General features: G+C 70.2%; 16 protein-coding genes. 7 read left to right on the plus strand and 9 right to left on the minus strand.

Features of this window, described 5'->3' with window-relative positions:
* Positions 1-25: 25 nt before the first annotated feature.
* Genes OG870_RS09125 through OG870_RS09135 form a run of 3 tightly spaced genes read right to left on the minus strand, consistent with a single transcriptional unit; the run spans position 26 to position 4065 of the window.
* Positions 26-397 carry a GtrA family protein gene (locus tag OG870_RS09125; protein WP_266510944.1) on the minus strand — a complete coding sequence of 124 codons (372 nt, stop codon included), beginning with the start codon at positions 395-397 and terminating at the stop codon, positions 26-28.
* An 11-nt stretch (positions 398-408) separates the two neighbouring features.
* Positions 409-1386 (minus strand): glycosyltransferase family 2 protein, encoded by a 978-nt coding sequence (locus OG870_RS09130; RefSeq protein WP_327690803.1) that lies wholly within the window; start codon positions 1384-1386, stop codon positions 409-411.
* A 21-nt stretch (positions 1387-1407) separates the two neighbouring features.
* Positions 1408-4065, minus strand: coding sequence for a YfhO family protein (locus OG870_RS09135; RefSeq protein WP_266923489.1), 2658 nt, complete (start codon positions 4063-4065; stop codon positions 1408-1410).
* 259 nt (positions 4066-4324) lie between these two features.
* Here OG870_RS09135 and OG870_RS09140 point away from each other — a divergent pair, with 259 nt between their 5' ends.
* Positions 4325-4750 (plus strand): MerR family transcriptional regulator, encoded by a 426-nt coding sequence (locus OG870_RS09140; RefSeq protein ID WP_266510952.1) that lies wholly within the window; start codon positions 4325-4327, stop codon positions 4748-4750.
* Between the two features lies 1 nt (position 4751).
* Positions 4752-5195, plus strand: a complete 444-nt coding sequence (locus tag OG870_RS09145; protein ID WP_266510955.1) for a carboxymuconolactone decarboxylase family protein — start codon at positions 4752-4754, stop codon at positions 5193-5195.
* Here OG870_RS09145 and OG870_RS09150 read toward each other — a convergent pair.
* Positions 5182-7668 carry an alpha-L-arabinofuranosidase C-terminal domain-containing protein gene (locus tag OG870_RS09150; protein ID WP_266585922.1) on the minus strand — a complete coding sequence of 829 codons (2487 nt, stop codon included), beginning with the start codon at positions 7666-7668 and terminating at the stop codon, positions 5182-5184. The two genes, OG870_RS09145 and OG870_RS09150, sit on opposite strands and share 14 nt — an antisense overlap.
* A gap of 204 nt (positions 7669-7872) precedes the next feature.
* Here OG870_RS09150 and OG870_RS09155 point away from each other — a divergent pair, with 204 nt between their 5' ends.
* Entirely contained in the window at positions 7873-8319 is a 447-nt protein-coding gene (locus OG870_RS09155; RefSeq protein WP_327690805.1) for a DUF6314 family protein, read from the plus strand.
* Here the strand turns inward: OG870_RS09155 and OG870_RS09160 are convergent.
* The 3 genes from OG870_RS09160 to OG870_RS09170 form a co-directional block, all read right to left on the minus strand.
* Positions 8301-8894 (minus strand): histidine phosphatase family protein, encoded by a 594-nt coding sequence (locus OG870_RS09160; protein ID WP_266510961.1) that lies wholly within the window; start codon positions 8892-8894, stop codon positions 8301-8303. The genes OG870_RS09155 and OG870_RS09160 overlap by 19 nt on opposite strands.
* 128 nt (positions 8895-9022) lie before the next feature.
* Positions 9023-9460 (minus strand): GNAT family N-acetyltransferase, encoded by a 438-nt coding sequence (locus tag OG870_RS09165; RefSeq protein ID WP_327690806.1) that lies wholly within the window; start codon positions 9458-9460, stop codon positions 9023-9025.
* 85 nt (positions 9461-9545) lie between these two features.
* The gene (locus tag OG870_RS09170) at positions 9546-10979 is read right to left on the minus strand and encodes an aminotransferase-like domain-containing protein (protein ID WP_327690807.1); all 1434 of its coding nucleotides are present in this window, start codon (positions 10977-10979) and stop codon (positions 9546-9548) included.
* Between OG870_RS09170 and OG870_RS09175 the strand changes: the two genes are divergently transcribed.
* Both OG870_RS09175 and OG870_RS09180 read left to right on the plus strand, forming a co-directional pair.
* Positions 10978-11898, plus strand: a complete 921-nt coding sequence (locus tag OG870_RS09175) for a DMT family transporter (RefSeq protein WP_266510969.1) — start codon at positions 10978-10980, stop codon at positions 11896-11898. The two genes, OG870_RS09170 and OG870_RS09175, sit on opposite strands and share 2 nt — an antisense overlap.
* Positions 11899-11991: 93 nt before the next feature.
* Positions 11992-12186 carry a DUF1918 domain-containing protein gene (locus OG870_RS09180; protein WP_266510972.1) on the plus strand — a complete coding sequence of 65 codons (195 nt, stop codon included), beginning with the start codon at positions 11992-11994 and terminating at the stop codon, positions 12184-12186.
* 1 nt (position 12187) lies between these two features.
* Here the strand turns inward: OG870_RS09180 and OG870_RS09185 are convergent, their stop codons facing one another.
* The gene (locus tag OG870_RS09185; protein WP_266585913.1) at positions 12188-13411 is read right to left on the minus strand and encodes a glycoside hydrolase family 10 protein; all 1224 of its coding nucleotides are present in this window, start codon (positions 13409-13411) and stop codon (positions 12188-12190) included.
* A gap of 175 nt (positions 13412-13586) precedes the next feature.
* On the opposite strand from OG870_RS09185, the gene OG870_RS09190 reads away from it, so the two are divergent.
* Together OG870_RS09190 and OG870_RS09195 are read left to right on the plus strand one after the other, a co-directional pair.
* A complete protein-coding gene (locus tag OG870_RS09190) occupies positions 13587-14462 on the plus strand; it encodes a 3-hydroxybutyryl-CoA dehydrogenase (protein ID WP_266585911.1) in 876 nt (291 codons plus the stop codon).
* 240 nt (positions 14463-14702) lie between these two features.
* Positions 14703-14960, plus strand: a complete 258-nt coding sequence (locus OG870_RS09195) for a hypothetical protein (RefSeq protein ID WP_266510981.1) — start codon at positions 14703-14705, stop codon at positions 14958-14960.
* Between the two features lie 111 nt (positions 14961-15071).
* On the opposite strand, the gene OG870_RS09200 is transcribed toward OG870_RS09195, so the two are convergent.
* A complete protein-coding gene (locus OG870_RS09200) occupies positions 15072-15611 on the minus strand; it encodes an NUDIX hydrolase (protein ID WP_266510984.1) in 540 nt (179 codons plus the stop codon).
* Positions 15612-15643 lie beyond the last annotated feature (32 nt).

Here is a 15643-nt window from a genome sequence, read left to right on the forward strand (position 1 = left end):
CATGACTATACGTATCGCTGCACGTTTATGCAATCCCAGCGGTCTCCGCCTTGGGAAGCATGATCCAGCGGGACACCACGAACGTCACCGGGATCGCTCCCAGGGACGCGAGCAGGGGGGCGTACCGGCTGCTGAGGTGCAGGAGGTCGACCAGCACATAGGCACCCGCGGTCGTGACCACGAAATTCGCCGCGTTCGTCAGGGGAAACAGCAGGAATTTACGCAGGGTCGGGCGCGTCCGATACGTGAATCGAGCATTGAGGAAAAACGATCCGGTCATGCTGATCACGGTCGCGAGAATATGGGCGACAAGGTACGGGAAACGAGGGAGGAGCAGCAGGTAAGCAGCGTAATACGTGCCGGTGTTGACGACGCCGATGACGGCGAAGGTCAGCATCTGCCTCGATATCAGGGGATGAGATCCTTCGTCGTGTCGCACGCGGTCCGGCCCTCCGTCCGTTTCACGTTGGTCGCCTTCACCAGGAAGTGCGGGCGCCGCTTCACCTCGTAGTAGATACGGCCGGTGTACTCGCCGATGACCCCGAGCATGATCATCTGCACTCCGGCGACGCCGGTGACGGCCGTGATGATCGTGACATAGCCGGGTGTCTGTACGCCGTTGACCAGCGCGGCGCCCACGATCCACGCCGTGTACAGCCCGGCGCACAGCAGCAGGCCCATGCCGAGGTGGAGGGCGGCGCGCAGCGGCCTGTTGTTGAAGGAGAGCAGCCCGTCGAGCCCGTAGTTGAGCAGGCCGCGGAAGGTCCAGGAGCTGCGGCCGGCCTCGCGCACGGCGTTCTCGTACTCGAAGGTGGTGCTCGGGAAGCCCACCCACGCGAACAGGCCCTTGGAGAAGCGGTTGTACTCGGAGAGGTCCAGGATCGCGTCCACCACGCGGCGCGACATCAGCCTGAAGTCCCCCACGCCGTCGACGAGTTCCACGTCGACGAGGCGGTTGACGAGCCGGTAGTAGAGGCGGGCGGTGACGGTGCGGGTCACGCTGTCGCCGGCCCTGGTGCGCTTGGCGATGACCTGGTCGTAGCCGTCCGCGCGCAGGTCCACCATGCGCTTGATCAGCTCCGGCGGGTGCTGCAGGTCCGCGTCCATGACGACCACGGAGTCTCCCGTGGCATGGCGCAGACCGGCCAGCAGTGCCGCCTCCTTGCCGAAGTTGCGGCTGAAGGAGACGTACCGCACGCGCGCGTCGCGCTCGGCCAGTCGCTCCAGGGCGGGGAGCGTACGGTCGCGGCTGCCGTCGTCGACGTACACGAACTCCATGTCGTGGCCCAGCGGCAGCAGTTCCTCCGCGACCTTCTGGACCTGGTCGTGGAAGCGTTCTATGACGTCTTCCTCGTCGTAGCAGGGTGCGACGATCGATATGAGCATGGTTTCCCCCTGGGGACGCGGTCAGAGAGCCCTGGTCACGGGCTCGCGCGGGCTGGTGGTCGTGGTCGGTGGAGCCGACGGCGGTGCGGCACGCCGTCGGCGTACGGCGGTGAAGGCGCCGAGCAGGATCAGCGCCAGCAGTGATGCGGCCCCGACCGCGGCGCCCAGGCGCAGGCCGGGCGGGTGGAAGGTGCACGAGACGCTGGTCGCGGAGGAGTCGACGGGCACGGCGATCAGACCGTGGAACTCCCCCGCCGGTACGGCGTCTGCGTCGCCCGCGGCGCAGCGCCAGCCCGCGATGCGCGGCGCCGCCACGACCGCGGTTCCCCTGCTGCCCGCCGGGAGTTCGGCCCGGATCGTGCTGCCGGAGACGGTGACGCGGGTGGCGCCGGTGGACCTGAGCCGCTCGACGGCGTCGTGCAGCCGGGTGGTGTCCAGGCAGCCGACCGCGCCGCCGGGGACGCGGCTCGTGCGGTTGGGGTCGAGTTCGATGCGGACGCGTCCGGAGGCCGGGACCGTGCCCAGCCGCTGCATGGGCGCGATCTTGGTGCCGATGTCGGACCTGAACCGCCCGGTCGGACCGCTCGTCATGCGGGCCGTGCCCGAGAAATGCGGCGCCCACAGGTAGACCTCGTCGCCGGCCGGGCACTGGGCGGAGATCGTGGGCTTTTGCGTGCTGTCAGGCGTGGGCACGCCGATGACCAGCCCGAGCTCGGCGGGGTCGCCGGTCTGCGGCGGCCTGCCGTGTGAGGTCAGCACTGTCGTGCGGGGCACGGTGTACACGCGCGTGCCGAGCAGGAGTTCCTGGTTGCGGAACGGCGAGGGACCGAAGGCGGCCGAGGAGACGCCGGACGGTCGCACGGTGACCAGCGGCGGTACGTCCTCGCGGGACACGGTCGGCCCCGTGCCGTCCTGCGGGAACCAGTTCTGGTGCGGGTCCGGCGGCGAGTGCACGCGGGCGCCGACGGAGAGGACCGCGTCCGTGACGTCGTTGTCGAGGCTCTGCACGCTGCGGCCCCGTGAGGTGTAGCCGCCGCCGACTGCGGTGAGCGTACGGCTGAGGACGTCGGCGGTGAGGCTGCTGTAGTACTGGGCCCCCTGGCCGCCGACCAGCATCGGGTCGTTGCCCACGGTCTGCTCTCGGCCCGGGTCGGTGCGGTACCGGGGCCAGCCGTCGGCCTGCGCGATCTCCTCAGCCTGTGCCTGCTGCCGGGCCCCCCAGGGCGCGTAGTCGTCCATCTGGCCGAGGCGGAGCCGGGTGGCGACGGCGGAGGTGGCGGCCGTCTCGCCGAACTGCCCGCCGAACAGCAGTGCCAGGGCGAGCCCGGCCAGGACGGTACGGCGCCGGCCGGTCGACGCGGGACCCGCCGACCCGTCCGCGTCCGTGTGCCGCAGCAGCGCCAGTCCGCCGACCGAGCCGATGACGGCGAGCAGCAGCACTCCCCAGCCGACGGGGCGCACGAGCGTGCTCCGGCTCGCGACGGCGCTGATCAGCACGAGCAACGCGCCGGCCACGCCGAGGGCACGCCGGTCGGGCGGACCGTACGAGAGCGCCTGCCATGCGGCGATCACCAGAAGTGCGCACAGCACGAAGGCCTGACGGTAGGCACTGCCTTGTGGTGTGGCGAAGGCGTGCCAGACCAGGTGCGTCGGCCCCCACTGCAGTGACAGGGCGACCGCGGCGACCAGCAGCGTCCATCCGGCGCGCACCTGCCGCGGAACGGCCCGGTGGAAGGGCAGGGAGAGAGCGAGCAGCAGCGCGGCGGTGCCGACGTAGACGGCCGGACTGTTGAAGCTGTACGACGTCGGCAGCAGCCGCGCCAGCAGGTCCTGCGTCGACACCGCCTTGAACTGGACGACCCTGCCGGGATGGGCGTGCTTGGTGCCGAAGTACACGACGATCACCAGCGGGGCGGCCAGGCCCACGCCCAGCGCGACGGTGACTGCGGCACGGCCCACCGTCTCCAGCCGCCGCCGGCCCGCAACACCGGAGAGCCACAGCCGGAGCAGCAGCACGAGCCCGGCAGCGAGGGTGGCCATGTACGCGGTGTAGAAGTTGGCGATCCAGGCAAGGGCCACGATCAGCACGCCGAGCAGCGGGCGCCGGCGCTGCATCGCCCACTCGCCGACCAGGCACAGCAGCGGCAGGGCGACCAGGCCGTCGAGCCACATCGGGTTGTACGAGGCGACCGCGACGCTCCAGCCGCACATCGCGTACGACGCTCCCAGCAGCCCGGCCCCCCACCAGCGGCCGGGGCGCAGGCTCAGCAGCAGCCAGGCCATGGCCGCGCCGGCGGACGCCGTCTTCAGCACGGTGATCACATACACCGCGAGGTCGATCTCGTCCCGCGGGAACACCACGACGAGCAGGGCGAACGGGCTGCTGAGATAGGTGCCGAGGTCGGGCAGGAAGCTGGAGCCGAAGCCGGACTGCCAGTTGACGAACAGGCCGCCGTCGGCCCTGCCGTGCAGCAGATCCCACAGGTGGGCGTGGAAGGGCACGTACTGATTGCCGAGGTCGTTGACGCTGCGGGTGCGGGGACCGAAGGGGTAGCTGCGGGCGATGGTGTCCGCGGCACAGAACACGGCGACCGTGAGCGTCGCGGCGAGCAGGGCCGCCGCCTTCTTCGGCGAGAAATGGCCGCCCGAAACGGCTTTGGACAGGGTCGAGCGATCCATTCCTTGTTACTCCCCGCAGGTAATTGATTCGCCGACTAAGACGGCCCGAGTTTCCGATCGGTTGTGCCGCACGGGGAAAGTGACACAGCTTGTTCCGAATGAATCCACGGGCCCACGAGAATTAAATGGTGAACATCTGGGAAACAGAAATTTCCGGATAGGTAATTTAACGGTGAACTCATCACGCCGTGCAGACGGTGGAGACCCCGGCCGGGGACAGCTTGACCTGGAGTGCGCTCCAGGTTCTACGGTTTACGTCATGACCAGCGGACACCCCCTCCCGCAGGACCGGGAGCCGACCCTGACCATCGCCGAGGTGGTAGAGCGCACCGGCCTCTCGCACGACACGCTGCGCTACTACGAGAAGGCCGGCCTGATCGAGCGGGTCGGCCGGACCACCGGCAACCAGCGCCGCTACGACCCGGCCGACCTGGCCTGGCTGGAGTTCGTGCTGCGGCTGCGCGAGACCGGCATGTCGATCGCCGACATGCAGCGGTATGCGCAGCTGCGGGCGAAGGGGGATGTCTCGGTCGCCGACCGGCTGGCGATGCTCCATGAGCACCGCGCCGAACTGGCGGACCGCATCAGGGCGTTGCGCCGCAACGCCCGTGCGCTGGACGACAAGATCGACCACTACGAACGGCTTCTCGGCACGATGGACGAGCAGCCGGAAACGGAAGACTGACATGAGCGAGAGCACCACCCGCGCGGAGCGTTTCGCCCACGGCCTGGAGGTCCTGAAGAGGATCGACGGCGAGGCCGGGGAGCGGGTCATCGAGTCGCTCGCCGACATCAACCCCGAGATCGGCCACCAGGTCGTCGCGTGGGCCTTCGGCGAGATCTACGACCGCCCCGCACTCGCCCCGCGCGACCGGCAACTGGTGACGCTGGGCATGCTCACGGCGCTCGGCGGCTGCGAGGCCCAGCTCGACGTGCACGTCAACGCGGCCCTGAACGTGGGCCTCACTCCCGAGCAGATCGTCGAGGCGCTGACGCACTCCGCGGTGTACTGCGGCATGCCCAAGGCCCTGAACGCGACCTTCGCCGCGAAGAAGGTGTTCGCCGAGCGCGGGCTGCTGCCGCTCGGACAGCAGCCCGCGGACACGGCGTCGGCGACTACCTCTGCCTGAGCCGCAGGAAGGTGATCGAGTTCGCCCGGAAGGTGTAGGTGAACCTGTCGGCGACCCCCGAGAAGGTGGACGCCGTCGGCGCGACGGCCCTGCTCGTCTCGCTGTTCACCGCGTCGGGCGCGGCGGCCAGCGTGGTCACCCTGGCCGTCGACGCGACCTTCGCACCGCCGAGGTCGATCGTCGTGCGGGCCGCCGAGGACTGGGCGTTGACGACCTTGACGATCAGGTCACCGGTCTTGTGGTCCTCGGTGACGACCTGGCGGAACGGCTCGGCCGGCTTGTCGTCCGTGAAGCTGCCCCACTCCTGACCGTCGAGGTACAGGGTCACCTGACGGCCGCGCACCTTGACGTGGACGTCGTAGGCACGGCCGGTCTCGACCGACCCCGCCTTGGAGAGGAGCGTCGACTTGCCGCCGTCCACGGCCTGCTCGACGGCGGACTGGGTGTTGCCCCAGCCACCCAGGTTCCACCAGTAGTAGTTGCCGGTGTCCTTGACGCCGAAGGCGACGAGGAAGCCCTCCCTGCCGGACTTCTTGGTGGCCTTCACCCGCAGGTCGTAGTCGTGCCAGGACGGATCGCCGGCCGACACCATGGTGTTCTCGGCGTTCTCGGAGGTCTGGACGTACTGCCCGTCCTGGACGCTCCAGCTGCCGGCCCCGGTGTGCGTCCACTTCGAGGCGTCACCGGAGAAGTCGTCGGTGAGCAGCGTGTTCCCGTCGGCATCCGTCACCTTCACGTCGTCGTACGCCGCGGTGGTGTCCCAGGTCGACAGGCCGACGGCGCCGGAGATCGGGGTGAGCAGTGCGGGCGTGCCGGTGGCCGTGGAGGGGACGACCCGGTCGCCGACGTTGTTCATGAACAGCTTCTGGACCTCGTAGTTCGCCGAGCCCCAGGAGGCGTGGTTGTTGAACCACACCATGTCCGGGCTCCACTGCACATAGTCCTCGTTGGCGAACAGCGGTGCGTACGAAGCGAGTTGGACGACGTCCGCGTTGCGCTCCAGGCCGGTCATGTACGCCGCCTCGGCGAGGCCGTTCTTGAAGGCGTTGCCCCCGGAGGCGTACTCGCCCAGGAAGACCTTGGGCCCGCTCCTGTCGTAGGAGTCGTAGCGGTCGTTGTTCTGCAGGAACCACCGTGGGCTGTTGTAGTAGTGCTCGTCGACCATGTCGACCTTGGCGTCCTTGTTCAGCTTCCAGGCCGTGTCGAAGGTCGAACCGGAATCGTCCGGGCCGGAGTTGGAGATGACCCGCATGTGCGGGTACTTCGCCTGGATCGCGGCGCGGAACTGCCGGAAGCGGGCGAAGAACTCGTTCGGGAGGTTCTCCTCGTTGCCGACCTCGATGTGGGTGAGGTGGAAGGGCTTGGGGTGGCCCATCCGGGCGCGCTCGCCGCCCCACTCGCTCGTCACCGGCCCGTTGGCGAACTCGATGAGGTCCAGGGTGTCCTGGACGTGCCGCTTGAGCAGCGCGTCGTCGGCGACGGCCTTGTTCTGGCCGCAACCGGTGACCAGGGCAGGCACGACGGGCAGCGGCATGGCGCCGATGTCCTCGGCGAAGCGGAAGTATTCGTAGTAGCCGAGGCCGTAACTCTGGTTGTAGCCCCAGAAGTTGGAGTTCGTGGCGCGCGTCTCGACCGGGCCGACGGTGTCCTTCCACTGGTACGAGCGCTTGCGCTGGTATCCGGAGGCGGCGCTGTAGTCCTCCATGGAGCCGGTGTTGACCAGACAGCCGCCCGGGAAGCGCACGAAGCCGGGGTGCAGCGCGGCGACCTTCTCCGCGAGGTCCTTTCGCAGGCCGTTGGCCTCGTGCCGGTAGGTGTCGCGCGGGAACAGGGAGACCATGTCGAGCGCGGCCGCGGCGGAGGAGGCCACGGTGAGGCGGCCGTCGGAACTGGTGCGGGCGGCGGTGAAGCTCACCTTGTACCGCGCCCAGCCTCCCTTGCGCACGGCAATCCGCCGGGCGGTGGCCGGCGAGCCGTCGGTGTCGCCGAGGGAGACCGTGAGCGCCGTACCGCTTTGGGCGCGGGCCCACACCGAGAAGTCGTACCTCTTTCCGCCCTCGACGCGAATGCCGGTGTTGTAACCGGAGTTCGTGACGGACGAACCGGCGCCCAGGGAGAGGTAGTTGCGGTTACGGGCGTTCAGCCGGCCGTCGTCGTTCACGACCTGCCCACTGCCTGACACTGACCACGCCGTCAGCGGCGTGTACGAGGTGTTGTCGTCGGTGGAGTACTCGAAGGACCGGTTCTGCACGAGTTCGGCGTAGAGGCCGCCGTCGGCGGCGCGGTTGATGTCCTCGAAGAAGACGCCGTACATCGTGTCGTCGATCTTCGCGCCCTTGGTGGCGGGGTCGACGGTGATCGCGTAGTCGGTGACGTCCTCGGCGTGGGCCGGGGACGGGACGAGACCGGCAGCGAGCAGGAAAGCGCTTGCTCCGAGGCCGAGTCTCAGCCGCTTGCGGGTGGTGCGTGACATGGATACTCCGCGGCTCTTGGGGGTCGTTCTCGACGGCTCGATCGTTCGAAATATCAGGCAGCGGTCAGCACTTCGGACGGCAAGGTAAGGGAGGGGCGTGAGCACGTCAATGGGGCCCGCGAGGGACGACGTAGGGTCGCGCGGGGGACGACGTAGGGTCGACGGCATGGACGCACCGCTGCCGGACCTCACCGAGAAGGGCCGATGACGGGCGAGCCGTGGCCCGTGCCCGACGTGCTGGCCCATCTGGCCGGGCGCTGGCGCGTGCGGCGCACGGTGCGCGATCTGGCGAGCGGGGACGAGGGGCACTTCGAGGGCACCACGGTCTTCAGCCCGCTGCCGGAGGGCGGCCTGCTGCACGAGGAGACCGGCACCTTCACCTGGCTGGGCGTCGCGCGGCCCGCCGAGCGAACCCTGCGCTTCCTGCGGGGGAGTTCACCGGGCAGGGCGGACGTACGTTTCGCCGACGGCCGCCCCTTCCACGGCCTGGACCTGACCACCGGGCACCATGTCGCCGACCACCCCTGCGCGGCGGACCTCTACCGCGGCGAGTTCACCGTCCGGGACGCGGACCGCTGGCGGTCGGTGTGGCGGGTGGGCGGACCCGCCAAGGACCTCGTGCTCACGACCGACTACGCGCGTGAGGGCTGAACCGGGACCCCGTCGAAGCGGAGGTTCCAGCGGCCGGCGTGGCCCGTGACGGTGGTCGTCGACAGGGGGCGCACATCGATGTTCCAGTACGTCGACGGCGGCGCCTTCAGAGCGTAGACGAGGGCCGCGCGGATGACGGACGGCTCGGCGACGGCGACGATTCGGCCGCCGTCCTCGGCCGGCCTGGTGTCGAGCCAGCCCCCGACCCGGGAGACGAAGGCGAGCAGCGACTCACCGCCGTGCGGGGTGGCCCGCGGATCGCCCAGCCAGGTGTCCACGGCGGCCGGCTCGCGGGCCATCGCCTCGCCGAGCGTCAGCCCGCGCCAGCGGCCCATGTCGCAGTCCCGCAGGGCGAGTTGGACGAGTGGCGCGTAGCCGAGGGCGTCACCGGTGGCGCGACTGCGGGGCGTGGGCGAGCAGTAGCGCAGCTCGGCCGCCGCGAGCGGGATGAGGTCGTGCGCGACACGCTGCACCTCGTCCCAGCCGGCCTGGTCGAGCGGACGGTCGTCCTCGAAGCGCTCGGCGAGCAGCGGGGAGCTGCGCGCGGCGGCGACGAAAGTGACCCGTAGTTGCATGCGGCGATCGTCAGTCGGGAAAGTGCGCAGGTCAAGGGGCGTTACCAAGGAGTCACCCAGGGTGCCCGAAACCTTACTTCCAGGTCAGGACCTGGCGGACAACTCACCTGAAACACCTCACCCACGCGTCACTCGGAGACGAGCGCCATCCACTGGTCGGGCCTCGCCAGCTCCCGGAAACCGAGCTTCTCGTACACCCCGTGGGCGTCGTGGGTGGCGAGCAGGATGCGGCGCAGCCCGTACGGGCGCAGGTGGTCGCGGACCGCCGCGACCATCGCCGTACCGACACCCTTGCCGCGCACGGAAGGGTCGACGTACACGTCGCAGAGCCAGGCGAAGGTGGCCCGGTCGGTGATGATCCGTGCATACGCCACCTGATCCCCGGAAACCAAGTCGTACACCCCGAAGTTCAGCGAACCCGCCATCGCCGATGCATGCTTCTCCCGGGTCCGCCCGATCGCCCAGTACGCGTCGGTGGACAGCCAGCGGTGCACGCGCTCGGTGTCGATGCGATCGGGGTCGGCGGAGATCTCGTAGCCGTCGGGGAGGCCGGGGGTGTCGGTCATGGCGGGAGACTCGCAGGTCGTCAGGCGGGGAGTCGACTGGTTTTCCTGGTTCTCCCCGAGCCGGCCCGGCTCCGCCGCCCCGCGGCTAGAGCACCTCGTCGCAGGCCGTGCGCAGCCGCCGTACCCCCTCCGTGATCTCCTGTGTCCCTGCCACCGCCGCGAAGCTCAACCGCACGTGCGGTGCCGGGGATTCCGCGCTGAAGTACGGGCGGCCGGGCGTGAGGGCGACCCCCGCGCGCAGGGCCGCCGCCGTCAGAGCGGTTTCGTCCGTGCCGTCGGGCAGGCGCAGCCACAGGTGGTAGCCGCCGGACGGGATGTGCGGGAGGGAGAGTTCGGGGAGGCCGAGGCGCAGGGCTGCCGTCATCGTGTCGCGGCGGGTCTTCAACTCCGTGGAGATGGCCCGGAGATGGCGCGGCCAGGCGGGCGAGCCGACGAGTTCGAGGGCCGCTTCCTGAAGCGGCCGGGGGACGAAGAAGGTGTCGACGACCTGGATGGCGCGCAGCCGTTCCAGAACCGGGCCGTGGGCGGCCAGCGCGCTCACCCGGAAGCTGGGCGAGGTCGCCTTGGTGAGCGAGCAGACGTGGACGACGACTCCGTCGGGATCGTCCGCCGCGAGGGGGCTCGGCAGCGGTCCCGCGTCCTCGTGCACGAGCCGTCGTACGAAGTCGTCCTCGACGACGAAGGCGCCGGCCTCGCGCGCGATACGGAGCACCTCGCCGCGGCGTTCGGGGGCGAGCACGGCGCCGGTCGGGTTCTGGAACAGGGGCTGGCAGACGAAGACGCGCGCGCCGGTCGCCCGGAACGCGTCGGCGAGCAGGGCCGGTTTCACGCCGTCCGCGTCCACCGGGACCGGGACGGGCCGCAGACCCGCCGCCCGTGCGATCGCCAGCATACCCGGATACGTGGGCGATTCGACGAGCACCGGCGCTCCGGGCGGAGCGAGCGCGCGCAGCGCGGTCGTGAGTGCGGACTGGCCACCCGCGCTGATGAGCACCCCGGCGGCGGTCACCCCTCCCCCGATGCTGCGCGCGAACCACTCCCGCAGCTCCGGCAGCCCCTCCATCGGCGGCCGCCCCCAGGCGCCGGGGCGCCGTCCGGCCCGGGAAAGGGCCGCCGCCATCGCCCGCTCGGGCTGCAACGACGGGTGCAGATAGCCGCCGTTGAACTCGACGACTCCTGGCGGCGGTGCGGCGAGCGACACCGTGACTCCGGACGCGTCGACGGAACGCGGTACGAGGTCGGCGGCGCCGTCCGCGCTGAGAGCGACCTCCTGCCACGAGGTGTCGCCGACCGGAGCGGCCGTGCCGCGCGGCTGCGCACGGAAGGCGCCGGCTCCCGGCCTGGTCACCACCAGGCCCTCGGCGGACAGCTGGGCCAGGGCCCGCGAGACGGTCACCGGGCTGACCCGGAACCGTTCGACGAGGGACCGGCTCGACGGGAGCTTTCCACCAGGAGAGTAGCGGTTGATTTCCCGTCGCAGCTGGTTCGCCAGTTCACCCACACTGCTACGCTCTTGCATGACAGCACAGGATAGCGCTACTGCCTCACAGCGGATAGCGGTCGCCACCCCGCCCGGGACGACAGCCGGCACCGGCACGCTCCAGGCCGCCCTCGGCGTCACCGCCTTCTCCCTCACCTTCCCCGCCACCGCCTGGGGCCTGGAGGGCTTCGGACCCTGGTCCCTGGTGGCCGTGCGCAGTGTTCTGGCGGCCCTGATCGCGGGCACGTGTCTGCTGGCCCTGCGCGTTTCGCCGCCGGACCGACGGCACGTGGCGGGACTCGCGGTCGTCGGCGCGGGTGTCGTCGTCGGCTTCCCGCTGCTCACCACCCTCGCCCTGCAGACCTCGACCACCGCGCACGCGGCCGTCGTGGTGGGCCTGCTCCCGCTCACGACCGCGCTGTTCTCCGCCCTGCGCATGGGCACCCGCCCCTCCCGCACCTTCTGGACGGCGGCCCTCGCGGGTGCGGCGGCCGTCGTCGCCTTCACGGTGCAGCAGAGCGGCGGTGCGCTGACGACCGCCGACCTCTATCTGTTCGCCGCGCTGCTGGTATGCGCGGCCGGCTACACCGAGGGCGGCCGGCTCGCCCGGGTCATGCCGGGCTGGCAGGTCATCGGCTGGGCGCTGGTGCTGTGCCTGCCGCTGAGCGTGCCGGCCGCCGCGCTGGCGCTGTCGTACGAACCCGTGCGGTTGACCGCGCACAGCGTGGCCGGGCTGCTGTGGGTCGCGGCGGGCTCGCAGTTCCTCGGCCTGGTCGTCTGGTACCGGGGCATGGCGGCCATCGGCATCCCGAAGGCCAGCCAGTTGCAGTTGGCCCAGCCCCTGCTCACACTGGTGTGGTCGGTGCTGCTGCTGGGCGAGCACCTGACGGTGGCCGCGCCGCTGACGGCCGCGGCGGTACTCGTGTGCATCGCCGTCACCCAGCGGGCGCGAGGCTGAGCGGCGTGCACGCGCCGGTCCCAACCAAGGCCCCGCGCCGTAGACTCAAGGCCACGGACCGCTGCTCCCGCACTTGGTGAGGAGGCCCTACACATGCACGCAATCGTGGGCGACCAGCTTGTCCAGCACGGCAGGGTGGTCGGACAACAGGACAAGGTCGGCGAGATCGTCGAAGTACTGGGCCAGGAGGGCAACCCTCCCTTCCGCGTCCGCTTCGAGGACGGGCATGTGGGCGTCTGCTCACCCGGCCCCGACACCGAGATCCGGCACAAGGAAACACAGAAGTAGATCAGCGCGGGGGCCTCGCCGGCTGCCGGTAGTGGTCGGCGACGACCCGTGCCATCGCCCCGATGCGGTCCGCCGCCACGTCCTTGGCGGCGAAGAAGACATGACCGCGCACCTGCGGGTGCTCCTCGGCCAGGGTGAGGTGCCGGGAGAGTTCGGCCGGATCCTGCCAGGCCGCGGGCTGTGCCGGGTCGCCGGCCTTGTAGAGCGCCTCCCCCACGTACAACCGCGTCCCGGTGCCCCGTGCGACCTCCGCCCACCAGGGCAGCAGCTTGGCGTAGTCGGCGGCGGCGAAGCCGAGGTTCCAGTAGATCTGCGGCGCGACGTAGTCGATCCAGTTCTTGCGCACCCACTTGCGGGTGTCCGCGTGCAGGTCGTCGTACGTCTGCACGCCCGCCCGGGTGTCGGAGCCGAGCGGGTCGGTGGCGGCGTTGCGCCACACTCCGAACGGGCTGATGCCGAAGCGCGTGCCCGGCCGGGTCCGCCGGATGCAGGCGGCCGTCTCGCGCACCAGCTTGTCGATGTTGTCCCGGCGCCAGGCGGCCCGGTCCGGGAAACCCGCGCCGTGGCGGGCGTAGGCCTCGTCGTCGTCGAAGGTCTGGCCGGCCACGGGATACGGGTAGAAGTAGTCGTCGAAGTGCACGGCGTCCACGGGGTACTTCTTCACCGCGTCGAGGATCGCCCGCTGGACGAAGGCGCGGACCTCGGGCAGCCCCGGGTTGTAGTAGAGCTTCCCGCCGTACGCCACCACCCAGTCCGGATGCCTGCGCGCGGGGTGCGAGGCGACCAGCTTCGTCAGGTCCGTGTGGACGGCGATCCGGTACGGGTTGAACCAGGCGTGCAGTTCCAGGCCGCGGGCGTGGGCCTCCTCGACCGCCGTCTCCAGTGGGTTCCAGCCGGGGTCCTTGCCCTGGGTCCCGGTGAGGTACTCCGACCAGGGCTCGTACGGCGAGGGCCACAGCGCGTCGGCCGTGGGACGCACCTGGAAGATCACGGTGTTGAGGCGGTTCCTGACGGCCACATCGAGGTGGCTGATGAGTTCCCTGCGCTGCTCGGCCGCGGTCATGCCCGGCCGGGAGGGCCAGTCCCGGTTGGCCACGGTCGCCAGCCACACGCCCCGCATCCCGGTGATCGCGCGCCGGCGACCCGGCACCGCGCCCGCGTCCGGCGCGGTCGCCAGAGTCGCCAGCGCGGCCAGCGCGAACGCCCTGCGTGACAGTCGCCCCATGGTGACAACACCCCCATACTGTGCGGATCCGCACGGTCACGGATCGTCTCCGCCGCCCAGGATGCCCGTACCCGCACGATCGATCATCGATACTTGGGGGTAACGTGCACGATCGGAGCAGGCGCCGAACCAGAGGGGTCCTGCCGCACACCCGTAGACCAGCGAAGGGGACGATGTGACAGACATCGCGGCGGGAGACATCGCGCGCGTCGGAGTCGTGGGCTGCGGCCAGATGGGAGCCGGCATCGCCGAGGTGTGCGCCCGTTCCGGGCTGGACGTGAAGGTCGCCGAGACCACCGGCGAGGCCCTGGAGATCGGCCGCACCCGGCTGTTCAACTCCCTGTCCAAGGCGGCCGAGCGCGGCAAGATCAGCGCGGCGGAGCTCGACGCGACGCAGGCGCGGCTCAGCTTCACCACCGACCTCGGCGAGCTCGCCGACCGCGACCTGGTCATCGAGGCCGTCGTGGAGAACGAGCAGGTCAAGACCGAGATCTTCCAGGTGCTCGACCAGGTCGTGACCCGGCCGGACGCGATCCTCGCGTCCAACACCTCCTCCATTCCGCTGGTGAGGCTGGCGGTCGCCACCTCGCGGCCGGACCAGGTCGTAGGCATCCACTTCTTCAACCCGGCCCCGGTGCAGCAGCTCGTCGAGCTGATCCCGGCGCTCACCACCTCCGAGGGCACGCTGGCCCGCGCCCAGCAGTTCGCGGAGAAGACGGTCGGCAAGCACGCCATCCGTGCCCAGGACCGCTCCGGCTTCGTGGTCAACGCGCTGCTGATCCCGTATCTCCTCTCCGCCATCCGGATGTTCGAGTCCGGCATAGCCAGCCGCGAGGACATCGACAACGGCATGGAGCTGGGCTGCGCCCACCCGATGGGCCCGCTGAAGCTGTCCGACCTGATCGGCCTGGACACGGTCGCCTCGGTGGCCTTCTCGATGTACGAGGAGTACAAGGAGCCGCTGTACGCCGCTCCCCCGCTGCTGCAGCGGATGGTGGACGCGGGCCGGCTCGGCCGGAAGACCGGCTCGGGCTTCTACAGCTACAGCTGACACCGACGCCTCGGCTGACACCAACGGCCGGTTGCACAGTGCCCGTTCCAGGGTGCTGACTACACAGTGCGACGAACGCGGGCCCGGCACCTTTGATGGTGCCGGGCCCGCGTCATTCACACACCGTGTGCGCGCCGGGCACGCATATGCCCCTCGCACACTCTCCCCACGTGTCCACCAGGCGAGTTGACTCACCATGCGCATGCAAGGGATGTGACGACTACGGAAAGGAGCGGACTTGTGACCGCCGACCCGGAGCATCCCGTGGTCCATGGAGAACTCGCAGAGTTACGCCGCCGCCTCGATGTCGCGTACGCGCGCGTCGAGGGAGGGCTGGCTCTGCTCAACCATCGCACTGAGGAGACGGACAAGGGACTCGACGACCTGAGCGCACGGATCGTGGCACTGGAGCACGCCCGCTGGCCACTGCCCGCGATCGCGGCCCTGGCAGCCGTGGGCGCGCTCGTCGTGACGGTGTGGCAGACCCTGGGCCGCTGACGGACAAGGGCGCGGGGCGCTGCCGGTACGCGGCTCCGCCGCATGGGCGCGACCGGCCACGACGGGGCCGCACAGGATCGGCGGCCCGTCGTGGCCCGCCCGGCACAGCGCCTACGCGTCCTGCCCGAGCCTGAGGTGGTGCAGCAGAAGTAACGCGGCCGCCATGTTGGCGGCCGGGACCTCGCCGCGGGCGACCATGTCGGGGACGAGCTTGAGGGGGACCCACTCCCGGCGGTCCGACTCGAAGTCGTCCACGGGATGCCCGATGTACTCGCCCTCGTCGGTCCAGTAGATGTGGTGCCGTGCGTCGGTGAGGCCGTTGGACGGCTCCACGCTCATGAGGTGCTGCAGAGGTCCCGGTCGCCAGCCGGTCTCCTCCTCGAGTTCCCTGGCGGCCGCGACGGCGATGTCCTCACCGTCCTCGACCACACCCGCGGCGAGTTCCCACCCCCAGCTGTCGGTGATGAAGCGGTGGCGCCACAACAGGAGGACCTCGTTGGCCTCGTTGACCACCGTCGCCACGGCCACCGGCCGCAGCCGTATCAGAAAGTGGTCGAGATGCCGGCCGTCCGGCAGCTCGACATCCGCGAGGTTGACGCTGAACCAGCGGTTTGAGTACACAGTTTGTTCGTTCTGTTTCGTCCACTGCACGGTTCTGCCACCTTCCATCGAGTAAGTGGCAA

Source organism: Streptomyces sp. NBC_00461 (assembly GCF_036013935.1).
Lineage (GTDB): Bacteria > Actinomycetota > Actinomycetes > Streptomycetales > Streptomycetaceae > Streptomyces.